Annotated in this window: 14 protein-coding genes; 7 read left to right on the top strand and 7 right to left on the bottom strand. The window is 66.8% G+C overall.

Annotated elements, in window-relative coordinates; translation table 11 throughout:
• Nucleotides 1-87: 87 nt before the first annotated feature.
• The 3 genes from ACFWF1_RS07130 to pruA form a co-directional block, all read right to left on the bottom strand.
• On the bottom strand, nt 88-1,524 hold the full coding sequence (locus ACFWF1_RS07130; protein WP_379286171.1) for an amino acid permease: 1,437 nt from the start codon (nt 1,522-1,524) through the stop codon (nt 88-90).
• A 176-nt stretch (nt 1,525-1,700) separates the two neighbouring features.
• The gene (locus ACFWF1_RS07125) at nt 1,701-2,669 is read right to left on the bottom strand and encodes a proline dehydrogenase family protein (protein WP_379286169.1); all 969 of its coding nucleotides are present in this window, start codon (nt 2,667-2,669) and stop codon (nt 1,701-1,703) included.
• The gene (gene pruA, locus ACFWF1_RS07120) at nt 2,669-4,306 is read right to left on the bottom strand and encodes an L-glutamate gamma-semialdehyde dehydrogenase (protein ID WP_379286167.1); all 1,638 of its coding nucleotides are present in this window, start codon (nt 4,304-4,306) and stop codon (nt 2,669-2,671) included. The genes ACFWF1_RS07125 and pruA overlap by 1 nt, the downstream gene beginning before the upstream one ends.
• 164 nt (nt 4,307-4,470) lie before the next feature.
• On the opposite strand from pruA, the gene ACFWF1_RS07115 reads away from it, so the two are divergent.
• Nucleotides 4,471-5,724 (top strand): PucR family transcriptional regulator, encoded by a 1,254-nt coding sequence (locus ACFWF1_RS07115; protein WP_379286165.1) that lies wholly within the window; start codon nt 4,471-4,473, stop codon nt 5,722-5,724.
• An 86-nt stretch (nt 5,725-5,810) separates the two neighbouring features.
• Here the strand turns inward: ACFWF1_RS07115 and ACFWF1_RS07110 are convergent, their stop codons facing one another.
• Entirely contained in the window at nt 5,811-6,005 is a 195-nt protein-coding gene (locus ACFWF1_RS07110) for a hypothetical protein (protein WP_379286164.1), read from the bottom strand.
• A gap of 186 nt (nt 6,006-6,191) precedes the next feature.
• On the bottom strand, nt 6,192-6,779 hold the full coding sequence (locus ACFWF1_RS07105) for a TetR/AcrR family transcriptional regulator (RefSeq protein WP_379286162.1): 588 nt from the start codon (nt 6,777-6,779) through the stop codon (nt 6,192-6,194).
• Between the two features lie 316 nt (nt 6,780-7,095).
• Between ACFWF1_RS07105 and ACFWF1_RS07100 the strand changes: the two genes are divergently transcribed.
• A complete protein-coding gene (locus tag ACFWF1_RS07100) occupies nt 7,096-8,937 on the top strand; it encodes an alkyl/aryl-sulfatase (protein WP_379286285.1) in 1,842 nt (613 codons plus the stop codon).
• A gap of 74 nt (nt 8,938-9,011) precedes the next feature.
• Here the strand turns inward: ACFWF1_RS07100 and ACFWF1_RS07095 are convergent, their stop codons facing one another.
• On the bottom strand, nt 9,012-9,599 hold the full coding sequence (locus ACFWF1_RS07095) for a hypothetical protein (protein WP_379286160.1): 588 nt from the start codon (nt 9,597-9,599) through the stop codon (nt 9,012-9,014).
• 9 nt (nt 9,600-9,608) lie between these two features.
• Here ACFWF1_RS07095 and ACFWF1_RS07090 point away from each other — a divergent pair, with 9 nt between their 5' ends.
• On the top strand, nt 9,609-9,998 hold the full coding sequence (locus ACFWF1_RS07090; protein WP_379286158.1) for a hypothetical protein: 390 nt from the start codon (nt 9,609-9,611) through the stop codon (nt 9,996-9,998).
• 181 nt (nt 9,999-10,179) lie between these two features.
• Here the strand turns inward: ACFWF1_RS07090 and ACFWF1_RS07085 are convergent, their stop codons facing one another.
• On the bottom strand, nt 10,180-11,313 hold the full coding sequence (locus tag ACFWF1_RS07085) for a BTAD domain-containing putative transcriptional regulator (RefSeq protein WP_379286156.1): 1,134 nt from the start codon (nt 11,311-11,313) through the stop codon (nt 10,180-10,182).
• A 342-nt stretch (nt 11,314-11,655) separates the two neighbouring features.
• Here ACFWF1_RS07085 and ACFWF1_RS07080 point away from each other — a divergent pair, with 342 nt between their 5' ends.
• From ACFWF1_RS07080 to ACFWF1_RS07065, 4 genes are all read left to right on the top strand, one after another.
• Entirely contained in the window at nt 11,656-12,588 is a 933-nt protein-coding gene (locus ACFWF1_RS07080) for a LysR family transcriptional regulator (RefSeq protein WP_379286154.1), read from the top strand.
• 88 nt (nt 12,589-12,676) lie between these two features.
• A complete protein-coding gene (locus ACFWF1_RS07075; RefSeq protein WP_379286152.1) occupies nt 12,677-14,368 on the top strand; it encodes an AMP-dependent synthetase/ligase in 1,692 nt (563 codons plus the stop codon).
• A gap of 150 nt (nt 14,369-14,518) precedes the next feature.
• Nucleotides 14,519-15,769 (top strand): NAD(P)/FAD-dependent oxidoreductase, encoded by a 1,251-nt coding sequence (locus ACFWF1_RS07070; protein ID WP_379286150.1) that lies wholly within the window; start codon nt 14,519-14,521, stop codon nt 15,767-15,769.
• Nucleotides 15,766-16,371, top strand: coding sequence for a GDSL-type esterase/lipase family protein (locus tag ACFWF1_RS07065; RefSeq protein ID WP_379286148.1), 606 nt, complete (start codon nt 15,766-15,768; stop codon nt 16,369-16,371). Before ACFWF1_RS07070 ends, ACFWF1_RS07065 begins: the two co-directional genes overlap by 4 nt.
• Nucleotides 16,372-16,381 lie beyond the last annotated feature (10 nt).

Genomic DNA, 16,381 nt, shown 5'->3' with positions numbered 1-16,381 from the left:
GCCCGGAAACAAGGCTGGGTGGGTCGGCCATTCGGCCAACCCACCCAACCGGCCCGAGGGACTGGCGTCAGTGCCCCTCGGAATTCCTCAGGCGACCTCGGCGGTATCCGCCGAACCCGTGCGCTCCAGCTTGGAATGCGTGCGCGAGTAGGTGAAGTACACGACCAACCCGACCACCAGCCAGACCAGGAACCGCACCCAGGTCTGCCACGGCAGCGACCAGATCAGGTACAGCGAGAAGCCGATGCCGATCAGCGGAACCACCGGCATGAACGGCAGCCTGAACTCGCGCGGCTCGTCGGGCCTGGTGCGCCGCAACACGATCACGGCCACCGACACGACGATGAAGGCCATCAGGATGCCGATATTGGTCAGCTCGGCGACCACGGTGATATCCAGCAGACCCGCCATCACCGCGGCGCCGATGCCGACGATCCAGGTCACCCTGGTCGGCACCTTGCGCACCGGATGCGTCTTGGCGAACCACTCCGGCAGCAGCCCGTCGCGGCTCATCGCATACCAGACGCGCGTCACGCCGAGCATGAAGGTGAGCACCACGGTCACGATGCCGACGATCGCGCCGATCGCGATGATGTTCGCGATGCCAGGCATGCCAACGGATTCGAACGCGGTGGAGAAGCCGCTGGTCGGGCTGATCTCGGTGTACTTCTGCATGCCGGTCAGCACCAGCGTCGCCAGCACGTATAGCACCATCGCGATGGCCAGCGAGTAGAGGATGGCCTTGGGCAGATGCTTCTTGCCGTCGGTCGACTCCTCGGCAGCCGTGCTCATCGCGTCGTAACCGAACACCGCGAAGAACACGGTGGCCGCGCCGGTCCACACCGCGCCCTGGCCGAACGGGAAGTACGGCGTGTAATTCGAGCTGTCGATGTGGAACACGCCGAGCACCACGATCAGCACCACCAGTGCCACCTTGATGCCCACCGCGACGGTCTCGAACCGGCCGACGCTCTTGATGCCGCGGGAGAGCAGCCACGCCGTGCCGAGACAGAACAGCATCGCGAAAACGTCCACCACGTGGCCGTTTCCGGTGCCGTGCGCGCCCATCATCCAGTCCGGCAGCGTGATATCCACCTGACCGAGCAGGAAGCGGAAGTAGCCGGATACGCCGATCGCGACCACCGCCGCCACCGCGATGTACTCCAGCAGCAGATCCCAGCCGATGAACCAGCCCGCGATCTCGCCCAGCGAGACGTACCCGTAGGTGTAGGCCGAACCGGCCTTCGGCACCATCCCGGCGAACTCGGCGTAGCAGAGCGCCGCCGCGGCGCTGGCGACACCGGCGATCAGGAACGAGATCAGCACCGAAGGACCGGTGACGGAGTGCGCGACCGCGCCGGCGAGCGTGAAGATGCCCGCGCCGATGATGCCACCGACGCCGATCGCCGTCAGCTGCCACAGGCCGAGCGACCGCGACAGCTGTTCATCGGCAGGGCCCTCGTCATCGACCTGCCCCATGGGTTTGCGGCGCAGCATTTGGCCGCGCAACTCCGCGATGGACATGTTGTTCCTTTCGTCCTCCGCGCCACGCGACAATGCGTAACGCAGATCACACTTCGAGCTGTGGTTACTAAATACGACCACAGCACGACTGTGATCGGCGAGTTGGCCAAATATTGTTCAGCGTGCTTGGCCAACCGGACGGGCGGCCGCGCGCTATGCGGTGCGGCCGCCGTCCGTCACCGCTGGCTACCCGGCTTCAGTGAGCGCAGGAAAAACGCGACATTGGCCGGACGCTCGGCCAGCCTGCGCATGAAGTAGCCGTACCACTGGTCGCCGTAGGGCACGTAGACCCGCAGATGGTTCCGCTCCTCGACCAGCCTGCGCTGCTCGGTGTCGCGGATGCCGTACAGCATCTGGAACTCGAACTCGTCCGGCTTACGGTGCGTCGTCTCGACACACCGCTGCGCGGCCTCGATGAGCGCCGGATCGTGCGTCGCGACCATCGGGTAGCCGTCGCCGAGCATCAGGACGCGCAGGCAGCGCAGATACGACGAGTCGACCTCGGTACGACTCTGGAACGCGACCGAGGCCGGTTCCTTGTAGGCGCCCTTGCACAACCGGATGCGTGACCCGTAGCCCGACAGGTCCCGGCAGTCGCCCTCGGTGCGCCGCAGGTACGCCTGCAACACGGTGCCGAGGCTCGGGAAGTCGCGGCGCAGTTCGCGCACGATGCCCAGGGTGGAGTCGGTGGTCGTGTGGTCTTCGGCGTCGATGTTCACCCACACGCCCGCCTCGGCCGCCGCCGCGCAGATCCGGTGCGCGTGCTCGAGCGCGATCGCGTGCCCGTCCTGCGGCAGCGACTGGCCGAGCGCCGACAGCTTGAGCGAAACCTCCAGCGGCCGAACGGATTCTGTCTCTGCCCTGACATCGAGGTCGGCCAGTGCGGAGAGCATGTGCAGGTAGTGCGTGACGGTGGTGCGGGCCTGCTCGATCTCGGTGGTGTCCTCGCCGAGGTAGTCGATGGTGACGTACCGGCCGGAGCCGAGCAGCGCCTCGACCGCGGCCACCGCCTGATCGGCGGAGTCACCGGCGACAAACCGGTCGACGAGTTTCTTGGTCGCCGGCATTTTGGTGATAGTGCGTTCCATGCGCGGCGAGCGAGACGCGGCCAGCATTGCCGGGCGCAGCAGAGCAGAGAAGGCCATCAGAGCTCCTGGTGCGGGTAATGGTGATCGGTCGCCGGGACAAACGTTTCCTTGATGGTGCGAGCGGAGGTCCAGCGCAGCAGGTTCTGGGGCGAGCCTGCCTTGTCGTTGGTGCCGGAGGCGCGCGACCCGCCGAACGGCTGCTGGCCGACGACCGCGCCGGTGGGCTTGTCGTTGATGTAGAAGTTGCCCGCGGCGAAACGCAGGCCCTCGGTCGCCTTGGCGATCGCGGTGCGGTCGTCGGCGATGATCGCGCCGGTCAGCGCGTACGGCGAGCCCTTGTCGACCAGGTCGAGGGTCTGCTCGAAGGAGCCGCGGGCCGAATCGTCGTAGACGTGCACGGACAGGATCGGGCCGAAGTACTCGGTGCTGAACGCCTCGTCGGCCGGATCCTCGCCGAGCAGCACGGTCGGGTCGACGAAGTAGCCGACCGAGTCGTCGGCGTGCCCGCCCGCGGCGATCGACAGGCTCGGCGTGGCCTTCGCGCGGGCGATGGCCTCGGCGTTCTTGTCGAAGGCGCGCTTGTCGATCAGCGCGCCACCGTAGTTGCTGAAGTCGGTGACGTCGCCGTAGCTCAGCGTGGCGACCTTGTCGACGAACTCGCGACCCATCTTGGCCCACACCGACTTCGGGATGAACGCGCGCGAGGCGGCCGAGCACTTCTGGCCCTGGTAGTCGAACGCGCCGCGGATCAGCGCGGTCGTGAGCACCTCCGGATCGGCCGAGCTGTGCGCGACGACGAAGTCCTTGCCGCCGGTCTCGCCGACCAGGCGCGGGTAAGAGTTGTAGTCGGTGATGTTCGCCGCGACCGAGCGCCACAGGTGCTGGAACGTCGCGGTGGAGCCGGTGAAGTGGATGCCGGCCAGGCGGGGATCCGCCAGCGCGACGTCGGAGACCTTGGGGCCCGCGCCGTTCACCAGGTTGATGACACCGGGCGGCAGACCGGCCGCCTCGAGGAGCTTCATCGTCCAGTACGCGGCGACCGACTGGGTCATGGCGGGCTTCCAGACCACGGTGTTGCCCATCAGCGCGGGTGCGGTGGGCAGGTTGCCCGCGATGGCGGTGAAGTTGAACGGGGTGATCGCGTAGACGAAGCCGTCCAGCGGACGGTATTCGACCTTGTTCCACACGCCGGGGGAGGAGATCGGCTGGTCGGCCAGGATCTGCCGCGCGAAATGCACGTTGAAGCGCCAGAAGTCGACCAGCTCGCACGGGCTGTCGATCTCGGCCTGGTACGCGGTCTTCGACTGGCCGAGCATGGTTGCGGCGGCGATGGTTTCGCGCCACGGGCCGGCCAGCAGGTCGGCGGCGCGCAGGAACACCGCGGCCCGGTCCTCGAACGAAAGTGCGCGCCACGCGGGGGCCGCGTCGGTGGCCGCGGTGATCGCGTCCTGCACGTCGCTGGGCTTCGCGGTGGTGAGGGTGCCGAGCACGGCGGCATGCTTGTGCGGTTGCACGACCTTGATCGTCTTGCCCGAACTGCGCCGGTGCTCGCCCGCGATAACGTGGTGCACCTCGGTCGGGGTCGCGCCGAGCTCGGCCAGTTTCGCCTGCAACCGTGTACGTTCCGCACTACCGGGGGCGAACGTGCCGACGGGCTCGTTGACCGGCCGCGGTGTGGACACGATGGCGTCCATAGTTCCTCCTGCTGGATGTGGCAATGCGGCCTCGCACATTCGTGGCTCGCAAGCGCTCTGAAACTGAGGTGAGCCGAAGTCAACACCGGAAAAGTACGCGGGAAATGGGCTAAAAGGACAAAGATGGGATGAGTGTGTTGTCGAGTTGGCCGAAAGGCGTAGTCGTGGCTGTTGATAGTGGGCTTGTTGCCGCGGACATCGACCTGTTCGGTTTGGCGCAGATCGTGGCGCAGAACGCGGGTGGCATGGTGTCGATCGAGGACCCGCAGTCGCATGTGCTGGCGTATTCCGCCTCGGACGAGGCGGCGGACCAGATGCGGGTGATGTCGATCCTGGGCCGGGAGGGGCCGCGCGAGTACCTGGCGGTGCTGCGCAAGTGGGGGGTGTTCGACCGGTTGCGGCGCACCGACGAGGTGATCGATGTGCCGGCGGCCGAAGAGCTGAACATCAAACGCAGGCTCGCGGTGAGCGTCCGGCATCCCGCCGACGGTGCCGCGCGGGCGCCGCGGGTGCTCGGCACCATCTGGTTGCAGCAGGGGGATCAGCCGTTCAAACCCGATGCCGCCGAGATCCTGCGCGGGGCGTCGGCCATTGCGGCTCGGCTCATTTCGCGCAGTCTCGATGCGCCGTCCACCGAGGCGTTGCTGGTGCAGCGACTGTTCGGTGCGGGCGGTTCGGTCGATGTCGCATCGGTGGCCAGTGCGCTGAACCTGCCGCTGACCGGTCCGGCCGCCGTGGTCGGGTTCGCGCTCACCGCCACCGAAACCGCGCCCGCCACTGAGCCTTCCGCGCTGGGCAACATGCTTCGCTTGCGTGCCAGCTCATTTCGGAACGACTCGGTGACGGCCACGCTCGGTGACCGCGTTTATGTCCTGCTGCCCAGCTATAAGGCCGCGCATGCTGTCACCGCGTGGACGCGCCAACTGGTCGAGCAGCTCGAATCCAAACGCGCGCTGGCACTTCGGGCGGCCATCGCCTGTCCGGTGCCCGACCTGAGCGGTGTCGCCGACGCGCGGCGCGAGGTCGACCGCGTGCTCGACAGCACCGTCGCCACCTATCCACGCGGGCGGGTCACCACCCTCGCCGACTCGCGCACCGCCGTGCTGCTCGGCGAGATCCTCGACCTCGTCGGTACTCGGCCCGAGTTGCACGACCCTCGGCTGCGCGCGCTCTCCGACTACGACCGCAAGCATTCGGCGAATCTGCGCGAGAGCGTCGACAGCTATCTGCGCGAGCACGGCGACGTCCGCAACGCCGCCACCGCCCTGCAGATCCACCCGAACACGTTGCGCTACCGCATCCGTCGGGTCGAAGAGATCCTCCGCATAGACCTCACCGATCCTGCCGATCGCCTGCTACTGGAAATCCAACTGGCATTGCACCGGCGCGCGCATGGCCGTGAGGGCGGCTCCCACTAACCCGCCGCACGCCTTCTGATTTCCCGCACCGTAAATCGTATGCGATTCTCGGTGCGCGAAATTGAGAACCGTGCTTCTGCCGTGCGCTAGCACTTCCCCGTGGCTGCGTCCCGGATTCCGGCGATCGTCGATTGCCGGTCTACCTCGCTCAGTGCGGACCACTGCGCCGACTGCGGCAGCATCGTAATCGTCTCCTCCGCAGTCTTATTCGCCGACTCCTGGCTGACTTCCTTCAGCTTGCTGAGCACCGGCAGATAGTTCTGGCACGACTTTCCGCGCACCTCCGCATTCAACGGAGGACTACTCGGTTTCGCGTCCGAACCCCCCGACGAACTACATCCGGAAAGCACCAATGCAACCCCAATAGCCAGCAACCCAACGATTTTCATGCCCGATCTCCTCATCAGAATGGCAAGACCCTACCTGCCGCCACCACCTCCGTCCACGCAACTGATCGGCGCTGTTGTTCAGGGCTGATGTGGCTGGGTCAGTAGGGCTTGGACGGCTTGTCGGATAGCGGCGGAGGCCGCCTCGGGGGAGCGGCCTCGGCGATCGATCAGGTGGTGGCGGAGGGGCCAGGCGAGGGTGGCTTCGAGGAGGTCGAGTCGGGGGTCGTGGTGCGGGAGTTCGGGGGCGAAGGTTTGGGCCAGGGCATCGCGGATTCGGTTGTCTGTCAGTCGCATTCGTTGGTCGATGGCTGGGATGCGTTGGGATTCCAGTAGGCCCAGGACGCGGGGATTGCGTTGGAGTGCGAAGATCGCCGCACCCTGGCGGACCGCCGCGTCGATGCGCTCGGCGAGGGGGAGGGTTGGGTCGGGGTGTTCGATGAGGGCTTCGACGTCGGCGGATTGCTGGTCCACGGCGGCGATGCGGAGGTCGTCGCGGCCGGGGAAGTGCACGAAGATGCTGCGTTCGGAGACGCCTGCCCGGGTGGCGATGCTCTTGGTGGTGGGGTCTGTTTCGCTGTCGATGACGAGGGACAGGAGGGCGTCGACGATGGCGCGACGGGTTTGTTCAGGGTTGCGTCGCCGCCGCGGTCGGATCGCCTCACTCATGGGGTTCATCCCATCACATGATCCCACTATTGCAGTCTGACTGCAATAGTGGGTAGGGTCGGCCGTGCCCGGCGGCGGTCGATCTGTCGTGCGAGTCTGAGATGGGAGCGCGAACGTGGACGGTGAGCAAGAGAAAGGCTCGGTAGCGCGGGTTTCCCGGCGTGGTGTGTTCGGTGTCGGGGCGGCCGCGTTGGCGGTGGCGGGGACCGGGGCCGGGTTGAGTGGATGCGGGGATTCGGCGGAGTTGAATCCGTCGGCGACGCCGGTCGAGCCGAGCGGGCATATCGCCACGGCGAACAAGGCGATCGCGGGGGCGATGCCGTTCTCCGATGTCACCGATTTCGCGGATGCCGATCGCGGATGGATCGCCTCGCTCGAACCGGGAGTCGTCAAAGATGCCACGGGGAAAGTGGTGTGGGACAACGACTCCTACGGCTTCTTGCGGGAACCCTGTCCGCTGTCGGTGAATCCGAGTTTGTGGCGGCAATCGCAGCTGACCGTCAAGCAGGGACTGTACGAGATCGCGCCGGGCTTCTATCAGATTCGCGGGCTGGATCTGTCGAATATGACGCTGGTCGAAGGTGATACGGGTGTCGTCGTCATCGATCCGCTGGTGTCGACGGAGACGGCGGCCGCGGGGCTGGCGCTGTATCGGAAACATCGTGGCGATCGGCCGGTGACCGGGCTGATCTACAGCCATGCGCATGTCGATCACTTCGGTGGCACGCTCGGGGTCACGACGAAGGAGGACGTGGCGGCGGGGCGTTGTCCGGTGCTGGCACCGTCAGGATTCCTGGAACATGCTGTGTCGGAGAACATTTACGCGGGGACGGCGATGGCGCGGCGTGCGGCGTACATGTACGGAGCCGCCCTGCCGCGCGGGCCGAAGGGGCAGATCGGGGCGGGGCTGGGGCAGACCACCTCGGTCGGCACGATCACCTTGCTCGAACCGACGCGCGATATCACCCGGACGGGGCAGGAGGAGACGATCGATGGTGTGCGGATGGTGTTCCAGCTGACGCCGGGCACCGAGGCGCCATCGGAAATGAACTTCTATTTCCCGGACCGCCGGATCCTGTGTATGGCCGAGAACGCGACGCACACCATGCACAACCTGCTGACCTTGCGCGGTGCGCTGGTGCGCGACCCGCACGTGTGGTCCAGATATCTGACCGAATCGATCAACCTGTACGCCCGGAACGCGGATCTGGTGTTCTCCTCGCATCATTGGCCGATCTGGGGCACCGACAAGGTCGTCGAGTTCCTGTCTGTTCAGCGAGACATGTACGCCTACTTGAATGATCAGACGCTGCGTCTGCTCAACCAAGGTTACGTCGGCAGCGAGATCGCCGAGATGCTGCAGCTGCCGCCCGCGATCACGAAATCCTGGTCCACGCACGGCTACTACGGTTCGGTGAGCCACAACGTCAAAGCCATCTACCAGCGGTACATGGGTTGGTTCGATGGCAATCCCGCCCATCTGTGGGAACATCCGCCGGTCGAGTCGGCCAAACGGCATGTCGAGGCGATGGGTGGTGCCGTCGATGTGCTGAACAAGGCGCAAAAAGCCTATGACGCAGGCGATTACCGCTGGGCCACGCAACTGGCGAACTACGTGATCTTCGCCGACCCGCAGAACAACACCGCGAAACGCTTGCAGGCCGGCATCTTCGAGCAGCTCGCCTACGGCTCGGAGAACGCCACCTGGCGCAACTTCTACCTGAGCGGTGCCACAGAACTGCGCAACGGTCCCTTCGGCACACCGACCTCGGGCTCGTCGGCCGGTCTGCTCGCGGCGCTCACCGTCGACCAGGCTTTCGACGCGATGTCGTTGCGCATCAACGGCCCCCAGGCGTGGGACGCCACCATCACGTCGGACTGGCGCTTCCGCGACGACAACGATCGCCTGCACCGTGCTGAACTTCGCAACGGTGTGCTCATCCACTACGACCGCAGCCCGAACGACGGCTTACCCGCCGCCGACGCGACGATCACGCTGACCAGGGGAGCGCTGGCGCGAACTCTGTTGGCCGGTCAAGATTTTCAAGCGGCCGTGCTGAAGGGTGACATCGCTGTCGAGGGCGACATCATGGCGCTGAAGAGACTCAAGGATCTGTTCGACAAGCCGGACCCGAACTTCGCCATCGTCACCCCGTGACGGGCCAGTTCCCCAATCGACTGGGGAGCGCCGGGTGCCGTCCATCGTGCCATGCTTCACACGGTGTTCGGAATTCAGGAAGAGCTCGGAAAGTGGTGGCTGTCGGCCCGAACCATGCGCAGATCCGGCCCGATCACCGGATCGCTGGTAGTGGTGGCCGGGCTGCTGATTTCGGGGTCGGCGGCGCAGACCACAGCGCATCCGAACACGACCGGTGACTCGTCGGCGCTCTCGATCAGCCTGCCTGACCCGACGAGCGACCAATCGGCTGAGCTTGTTCCGGCGGTGCCGACTACGACCGGGGATGCTGCTCCGGTGGATCCCGGTTCGAGTACGCCCGGTGCGGAGACGACTCCCCTCGATCCGCCGATCGTGCCGCTGGACCCCGTGCCGCCGACGGACTCACCGGACCCGGCGGCGCCCATAACAGAGCCGTTGGACACCACGCCTGCTCCGGACCCGCCGATCACGGCCGACCCGCCGGTGACGTCTGACCCGCCGATCACGACTGACGTGCCCATCACAACCGACCCGCCGATTACCACCACGACGGACCTGCCGACGCCCACGTACACAACGGACGTGCCGACCCCCTCGTACACAACGCCGCCACCGAAGATCGAGGTATCGATCGAGGTGACGATCGATATCGGCGGCCGCACGCCGCTCCCATGCGCGACGTTCTGTCCATCGCCATCGCCATCGCCATCGCCATCGCCATCGCCGATTTCAGACCCTTGCGTAACCACGCCGACACCGACCACCAGCCCGCGCCCGACCGTATCGGTGTCGCCGACGACCACACCCCGAACCCCCACCCCGACAACAGTTTCCACCTCGAAGCAGTCAACCGTCACCACCCGCCCAACCACTTCGACGTCGCCGCCCCGCCCGTCCGTGTCCTGCCGCCCGACAACGGTCCAGCCCTACACCCAGCGAACAACAACACCGCCGACCACAGCCACAACCCCGACTCGAACCACCCCAACCCCAACCCGCCCAACGCAAACCAGCTCGCCGTCCGCGCGCCCCACCTCGCTGCGCTGAACAGCCGTCCATAAAAGAGAGCGCCGAAACCGACCACCGCCGCGGATTCCCAGCGCACGGGCAGTGCGCGCTGGGGGCGAGGAACGGGGGTGCAGACCATGTCTGCGGTCCAGGTGTTGACCAGCCGGTCTCGGCTGAGACCAACTCTCGCCCCACTGACCAACGGTCCACTAACGACCCACCAACGGCCGACTCTCAGCCCGCCGAATCCAACGGCACCAGCGTGAACGTGAGCTCGTAGTCTCCGATCCGGATCACCGCCCCGTCGATCAGCACGGCGGCGTCGACAATCCGCATCCCGTCCACGTAAATCCCGTTCGAGGACAGCAGATCCTTGATCAGATAGGTGATCCCGTTGTGCATGATCGCGGCGTGATGCCGACTGACCTTGCCGTGCTCGAGCACGATGTCGTTGTCCGGCAGCCGTCCGACGCGGGTGACCGTGCCGGAGACGGTGTAGGTCTGGCCGGAGCGTTCGCGCAGCAACGCCGTTTGCTCGCCGGCACTCTGCTCGACGATGGTCGTCGCGCCGATCGAGGCCGCGGCGGCCTGCACGCGGCTGTCGAGGGGATCCTGGCGCAGGATCCGCGCTTCCAGCTCGCGGATCGGCGGGCTCGGATCGATGCCGAGCTGGTCGGCGAGGGTAGCGCGCAGTCTGCGGGTCGCGTCGAGCGCGTCGGACTGGCGGCCGTCCACGTACAGGGCGGTGATCAATTGTGCCCAGAGTGGTTCGCGCAGCGGGTATTCGCCGACCAGCAGCGCGAGTTCGGACACGACGACATCGGCGCGGCCCTGCGCGATATCAGCCTCGGCGCGCGCCTCGATGGCGCTGAGCCGGTCGTCGTCGAGCACCGTGGCGTACGCGTCGGCGAAACCGAGCCCGCGCAGATCGGCGAGCACCGGCCCGCGCCACTGGCCCAGCGCACTGGTCAGCAACTCACTGGCCATCCGGAATTGCCCCGCGCTCAGGGCGCGCAACCCTGCTTCTTTACGCTCCCGGAACCGCTGCACATCGCTGGCACCCTCGGCCACCGTGACCCGATAGCCCGGACCGACCTGCGCCAATATCGAACGCGCATCGATGCCGTTGTCACGCAACGGCTTTCGCAGATTAGAGACGATCGTGTGCAGGCTGACCCGGATATCCGGCGGCGGGCTGTCCTCCCACACCGCCTGCGCCAGCGCCTCCACCGACACCGGCCGATTCGCGTTGATCACCAAATACGCCAATACCGCCCGCTGCTTGGGCCCACCGAGAGCCTGCCCGACACCGTCGATCACCAACTCCACCGCACCGAGCACGCCGAATTGCGCGCGACCCTCGGTCATAGCCCCTCCTCCCGACACGACACCACCCACACGGTACCGAGAGAACGTGGTGATCGGTGCGAGCCACGGCCGGGAAACGCGCGTGCCGGAACGGCATCGCCGACGGTGTTGTGCCTGGCCCGCAACGTTTTCCGGCCGCTCCCGGCTACTTGGGGGCTTGCCCTGCGATGCCCGATCGGGGATGCTGGATGGTCACGGGATTCGGCTTAGCACATTCCGCCGCCGGACCGGGGCGAGTTCACCCGCCCGCAACGGTCCCGGCAACATCCGTGCGATCGCGGTTCATCCGGGGTTACCCGACGCGGCCTACCTTTCGGGGTACGCGGAAAAGGAGCCGGCGGCATGGAGTTCCGACATCTGGTTTCATTCATCACGATTGCCGAAGAGCTGCATTTCGGCCGCGCAGCGCAGCGCTTGCATCTCACGCAGCCCAGTCTCAGTGCCCAGCTACAGAAGCTGGAGAAATCGCTTGGCGTGCAACTGGTCGCACGCAACTCGCACGAGGTCAAACTGACCCCGGCGGGACGGGAGTTCGAGAGTCAGGCCCGGATCATCGTGGCTCAGATGGACCGAGCCGCCCAGGTCGCGAAGGCGACCGCGGAGGGGCGGGCGGGCACGCTCAATATCGGCTACAACCTGCCGGCCAGCAGACATGTGCTGCCGGAGGCCTTGACGAAGATGACCGAGCAGCACCCCGACATCGTGGTGTCGCTGTGGGAGAAACGCACCGGGCCACAGTTGGCCGCGCTCTCCGAAGGCTCGCTCGACCTGGCCCTGGTATACGGGCACCCGAGTACCACCGATTTCCGGTATCGGCGTCTGCTGCACCGGGTTCCGCTGGTGGCGGTGGTCGGCAGGCGGCACCGGTGGGCCGACCGGCCCGGCGTGCCGTTCTCGGAATTGGAGGGCCAGGAGTGTGTGCTGTTCGCGCGCGAACAGTGTCCGGCTATGTACGACTCGATCTTCCGCGCGGCGGCGGACACCAGGATCACCCTCTCGGTCGCACAGACCGCGGACGATCCCGGCGCCACCGCGCACATGGTTTCGGTGCGGCCGCTGGTGGGGTTCGCCTCGCTGCCGCGCGCGATTTCGATGGGTATGGGTGCGCCGGGGAGTAGTTCGGTGGCAGTGAAATTGCTCAACCCGGTGCCGACTCTGGATTTGTACGCGGTGTGGCGTGCGGACGAGTCGAATCCGGCGGTATCGCTTTTCCTGGAGTGCGTGGAATCACCCGAGTCGGCACGCATCGATATTGCCCGCGCGGTGTCGGCCTAGTCTCGTCGATAGGCTGTGACATTCGCGCGGTAGGAACCGCGATATCGACCGGGCTGTAATTAGCTGCGGGCGACCAGAATTCGACACTGTGAACAAAGTGTCTGTCACCGCGGTGTCCAGCACCGAGAATGGAATCGACCTTCCGGACGACGCGAGTTTGTACTCGGTGATTTCCGGAGCGGCCGCCGAACACCCGCAACGGCTTTCGCTGTGCGGCGCGGACGGAACGCAACTCACGTGTGCCGATGTCGATCGGCAGGCCCGCGCGCTCGCCTCGGCCTTAGCGGCGCGTGGGGTGGCGGCCGGGGATCGGGTCGCGATCCTCGGCCGCACCAGTCTGGAATGGGCGCTGCTGGATTGCGCCTTGCTCGCGCTCGGCGCAGTGGTGGTCCCGGTATACCCGACCTCCTCGGCCTCGCAGATCGAGCACATCCTGTCCGACAGTGGCAGTGCGTATTTCGCCGCCGAGGACGACGCCGATGCCAAACGATTGCAGGCCGCGGGCGCAGGAGCGGTATGGACCTTCGCCGAGCTCGCCACCTGGGCGGGCGGCGAGATCGCCCCCGGTCTCGCGGATCGCGTCGCCGCGGTGCGCGCCGAGGACCTCGCGATGATCGTCTACACCAGCGGCACCACCGGAGTTTCCAAGGGCTGCTTGATCACTCACCGCAACATGTTCGTCTCCTCGGCCAACACGGTGCGCCAGACCGGCACCATGTTCGACGGGACGACCGTGCTCGCCCTGCCGCTGTCGCACGTGTTCGGCCAGACCATCCTGTTCGCCTGCCTGGCCGGCGGCAGCCAGACCCACCTGCTGCCCGGCATTCCCGATCTGGTGCCGGTGCTGCCGGCGCTGCGCCCGACCTTCCTGGCGCTGATTCCGTTCGGGCTGGAGAAGATTCGCAAATACTGCCGCACCATGCTGTCCGGCACCGAGGAGCAGGAGGCGGTGGCGCGCGGGCTGGAACTGCTTGGCGCGCAAGGCACTCCGGAACTCTCGGCGCATCCGGTGGCCGCGGCGCTCGGCGGCCGGCTGCGCTACGTCATCTCCGGCGGCGCCTCGCTCGACGATTCGACCAGCGGCTTCTTCGCGGGTTTCGGTGTGGTGCTGCTGAACTGCTACGGACTCACCGAGGCGGCGACCGCGGTGACCGTCAGCGCGCCGGCGACCAACCGCCTCGGCACGGTCGGCAGGCCAATCCCCGGGACGTCGGTGGCGATCGCGGCCAGCGACGGCGAGGTGCTGGTCGGTGGCCCGCACGTTTCGCCCGGCTACTGGGGTGCGGCGGCCGATCAGTCCGTCGTGGACGACGAAGGGTGGTTGCGCACCGGCGATATCGGTGAACTCGACGCCGACGGCTACCTGCGCATCACCGGCCGCAAGAAGGAAATCCTGGTGACCTCGGGTGGCAAGAATGTCGCGCCCGCGCCGCTGGAGGACCGGCTGCGGCTGCATCCGCTGGTCAGCAACTGCATGGTGGTCGGCGACGGCCGCGACTTCGTCACCGCCTTGGTGACCCTGGATCCGATCCAGCTGCTGCGCTGGCGCGACGGCAGCCCCGAGGGCGACCTGTCGGCCGCCATCCAGTCCGCGGTGGACGACGCGAATTCGCTTGTCTCCCGGCCGGAGTCGATTCGAGCATTCCGGATCGTGGACGGTGATTTCACCGTCGAGGACGGATTGCTGACCTCGTCACGGAAATTGCGCAGGGCCGCGATCGCGGCCGCGTATGCCGCGGATATCGACGTTCTCTATCGGGCTCGGCAGCCCGCGCTATAAGGCCTGCATCGGCGCTACCCGGGTCGACGCCGGACTGGGTAGATAGGCCGTGCCAATCGCCCGATGAATTACGGCTGCGCCCGGTGGTTCCCGCCCCGGCGCGGCCACAGACTCGAATTCAGAATTCGACTACCGGAAAGTGATGCGAACATGTACGACGTCATCGTTGTCGGAACTCGGGTCGCGGGTTCCCCGCTGGCCATGCTGCTCGCCAGGAAGGGCTACCGGGTTCTTGCCGTGGACCGCGCCACCTTCCCCAGTGACACCCCGTCCACCCACTACATCCACCAGGCCGGCCTCGGCCTGCTGCAGTCCTGGGGCCTGCTGGACCAGGTGGTCGCCTCCGGTGCCCCGGCGATCCGGCACCTGAACTTCTCCTACACCGACATCGTGATCAAGGGCTTCGCCGACGTGTCGGCCGACGGCATCGACGCCGTGTACTGCCCGCGCCGCACCGTGCTGGACAAGATCCTGGTCGACGCCGCGGGCAACGCGGGCGTCGAGGTGATCAACGGATTCACCGTCAACGAGCTGGTTTTCGACGGCGACCAGGTGGTCGGCATCCGCAGCCAGGTCGGCGAGGGCGCCGAGCAGGAGTTCCGGGCCAAGCTGGTGATCGGCGCGGACGGCTCGAACTCGACGGTCGCGAAGGCGGTCGGCGCCGAGGTCTACGAGGGGTCCCCGGCGGCCTGCTTCATCTACTACTCCTACTACGACGGCGTCGACTGGGGCATGCAGCACCGCACCGGTTTCGGCGAGCAGCAGTTCGCGGCCTGGCCGACCAACGACGGGCTTTCGCTCGTCGCGGTGATGCGCAAGCGGGACCGGTTCCGCGAGTTCCGCACCGACCCCGATGCCGGCGTGCAGGAGATCGTCTCCCAGATCGACCCGGAACTCGGTGCGCGCCTGCGGGATACGGGTAAGCGCGTCGAGCAGTTCCGGCCGATGCTGTACCCGGACAACTACCGTCGCCGCTCCTTCGGCCCCGGCTGGGCGCTCGTGGGTGACGCGGGCTACCACAAGGATCCGTTCACCGGCTGGGGCATCACCGACGCGTTCAAGTCGGCGCAGCTGCTCTCGGATCTGGTGCACGAGGGCCTGTCCGGCGGCCGTCCGATGGAAGAGGTGCTCGCCGAATACGAGCGCGAGCGCGACATCCAGAGCGCGAGCACTTTCGAACTGACGCTGAGCATTTCGGAGCTGTCGCTGACGCCGTACTACGACTCGGTGTTCCGCGCCACCAGCTACGACGCGGAGTACACCAAGGGCTTCTTCGGGCTGATCGCCGGAATCTACTCGCCGGAGAAGTACTTCGGCGAGCAGGAACTGGCCGATCTGTACGAGAAGGTCGACTTCCCGGCGGCCGCACGGCATGTCACCAAGGATGGGGTTTCGGCATGAGGCTCCCCGGCCTAACGGCAGTGGGGGACAGTTTCGTCGAAGGCCGCGGCGATGCCGCGGCCGGGGGCGGGTACCGGGGCTGGGTGCCCAGGCTCGGCGGGCAGCTCGGCCTGCGGCCCGCCGCGGTGCGCAACTTCGGCGTGCACGGCGCGACCACGACCGTCGTGGTGGAACAGCAACTGCGCCTGGCGGTGTCGGCCCGGGCCGGCCTCTACGGCGTGGTGGTCGGCGTGAACGATCTGGTCAGCGATTTCGACGAGAGCCGATTCGAACGCAACCTCGGCACCATCTTCGGCGCGTTACGGGCCGGCGGTGCCACGGTTTTCACCGCCAGCTACCCGGACATCCCGGCGCGGCTGCCGGTCCCGGACGGATTCCGCGGCCTGCTGCGTGAGCGGTTCGCCTTCGCCAATGCCGTGCTCGCCGAGGTCACCGCCGACACCGGGACGCTGCTGCTGGACATCGCGACCCAGCCGGACTGGGCGCTGCCCGAGGTGTGGACCGCCGACGGCCTGCACCCGAGCTCGCTCGGTCACCACATGTTCGCCGCGGGCGCGGCCGAGCTCATCGCGTCGCGTACCGCGACCACCGTCGCCGCCTGATCTTTCTCCA

Source organism: Nocardia sp. NPDC060255 (assembly GCF_042727395.1).
GTDB lineage: Bacteria > Actinomycetota > Actinomycetes > Mycobacteriales > Mycobacteriaceae > Nocardia.
This window is presented reverse-complemented; position numbering and strand designations above follow the sequence as displayed.

What these genes read in the sequence shown, in the direction of transcription:
- ACFWF1_RS07105 (WP_379286162.1), bottom strand. Translation starts at nt 6,779, where the DNA reads ATGAGTGAGGCGATCCGACCGCGGCGGCGACGCAACCCTGAACAAACC.
- ACFWF1_RS07090 (WP_379286158.1), top strand. Translation starts at nt 9,609, where the DNA reads ATGCGCGACGTTCTGTCCATCGCCATCGCCATCGCCATCGCCATCGCC.
- pruA (WP_379286167.1), bottom strand. Translation starts at nt 4,306, where the DNA reads ATGGACGCCATCGTGTCCACACCGCGGCCGGTCAACGAGCCCGTCGGC.
- ACFWF1_RS07100 (WP_379286285.1), top strand. Translation starts at nt 7,096, where the DNA reads ATGCCGTTCTCCGATGTCACCGATTTCGCGGATGCCGATCGCGGATGG.
- ACFWF1_RS07065 (WP_379286148.1), top strand. Translation starts at nt 15,766, where the DNA reads ATGAGGCTCCCCGGCCTAACGGCAGTGGGGGACAGTTTCGTCGAAGGC.
- ACFWF1_RS07125 (WP_379286169.1), bottom strand. Translation starts at nt 2,669, where the DNA reads ATGGCCTTCTCTGCTCTGCTGCGCCCGGCAATGCTGGCCGCGTCTCGC.
- ACFWF1_RS07130 (WP_379286171.1), bottom strand. Translation starts at nt 1,524, where the DNA reads ATGTCCATCGCGGAGTTGCGCGGCCAAATGCTGCGCCGCAAACCCATG.
- ACFWF1_RS07080 (WP_379286154.1), top strand. Translation starts at nt 11,656, where the DNA reads ATGGAGTTCCGACATCTGGTTTCATTCATCACGATTGCCGAAGAGCTG.
- ACFWF1_RS07085 (WP_379286156.1), bottom strand. Translation starts at nt 11,313, where the DNA reads ATGACCGAGGGTCGCGCGCAATTCGGCGTGCTCGGTGCGGTGGAGTTG.
- ACFWF1_RS07070 (WP_379286150.1), top strand. Translation starts at nt 14,519, where the DNA reads ATGTACGACGTCATCGTTGTCGGAACTCGGGTCGCGGGTTCCCCGCTG.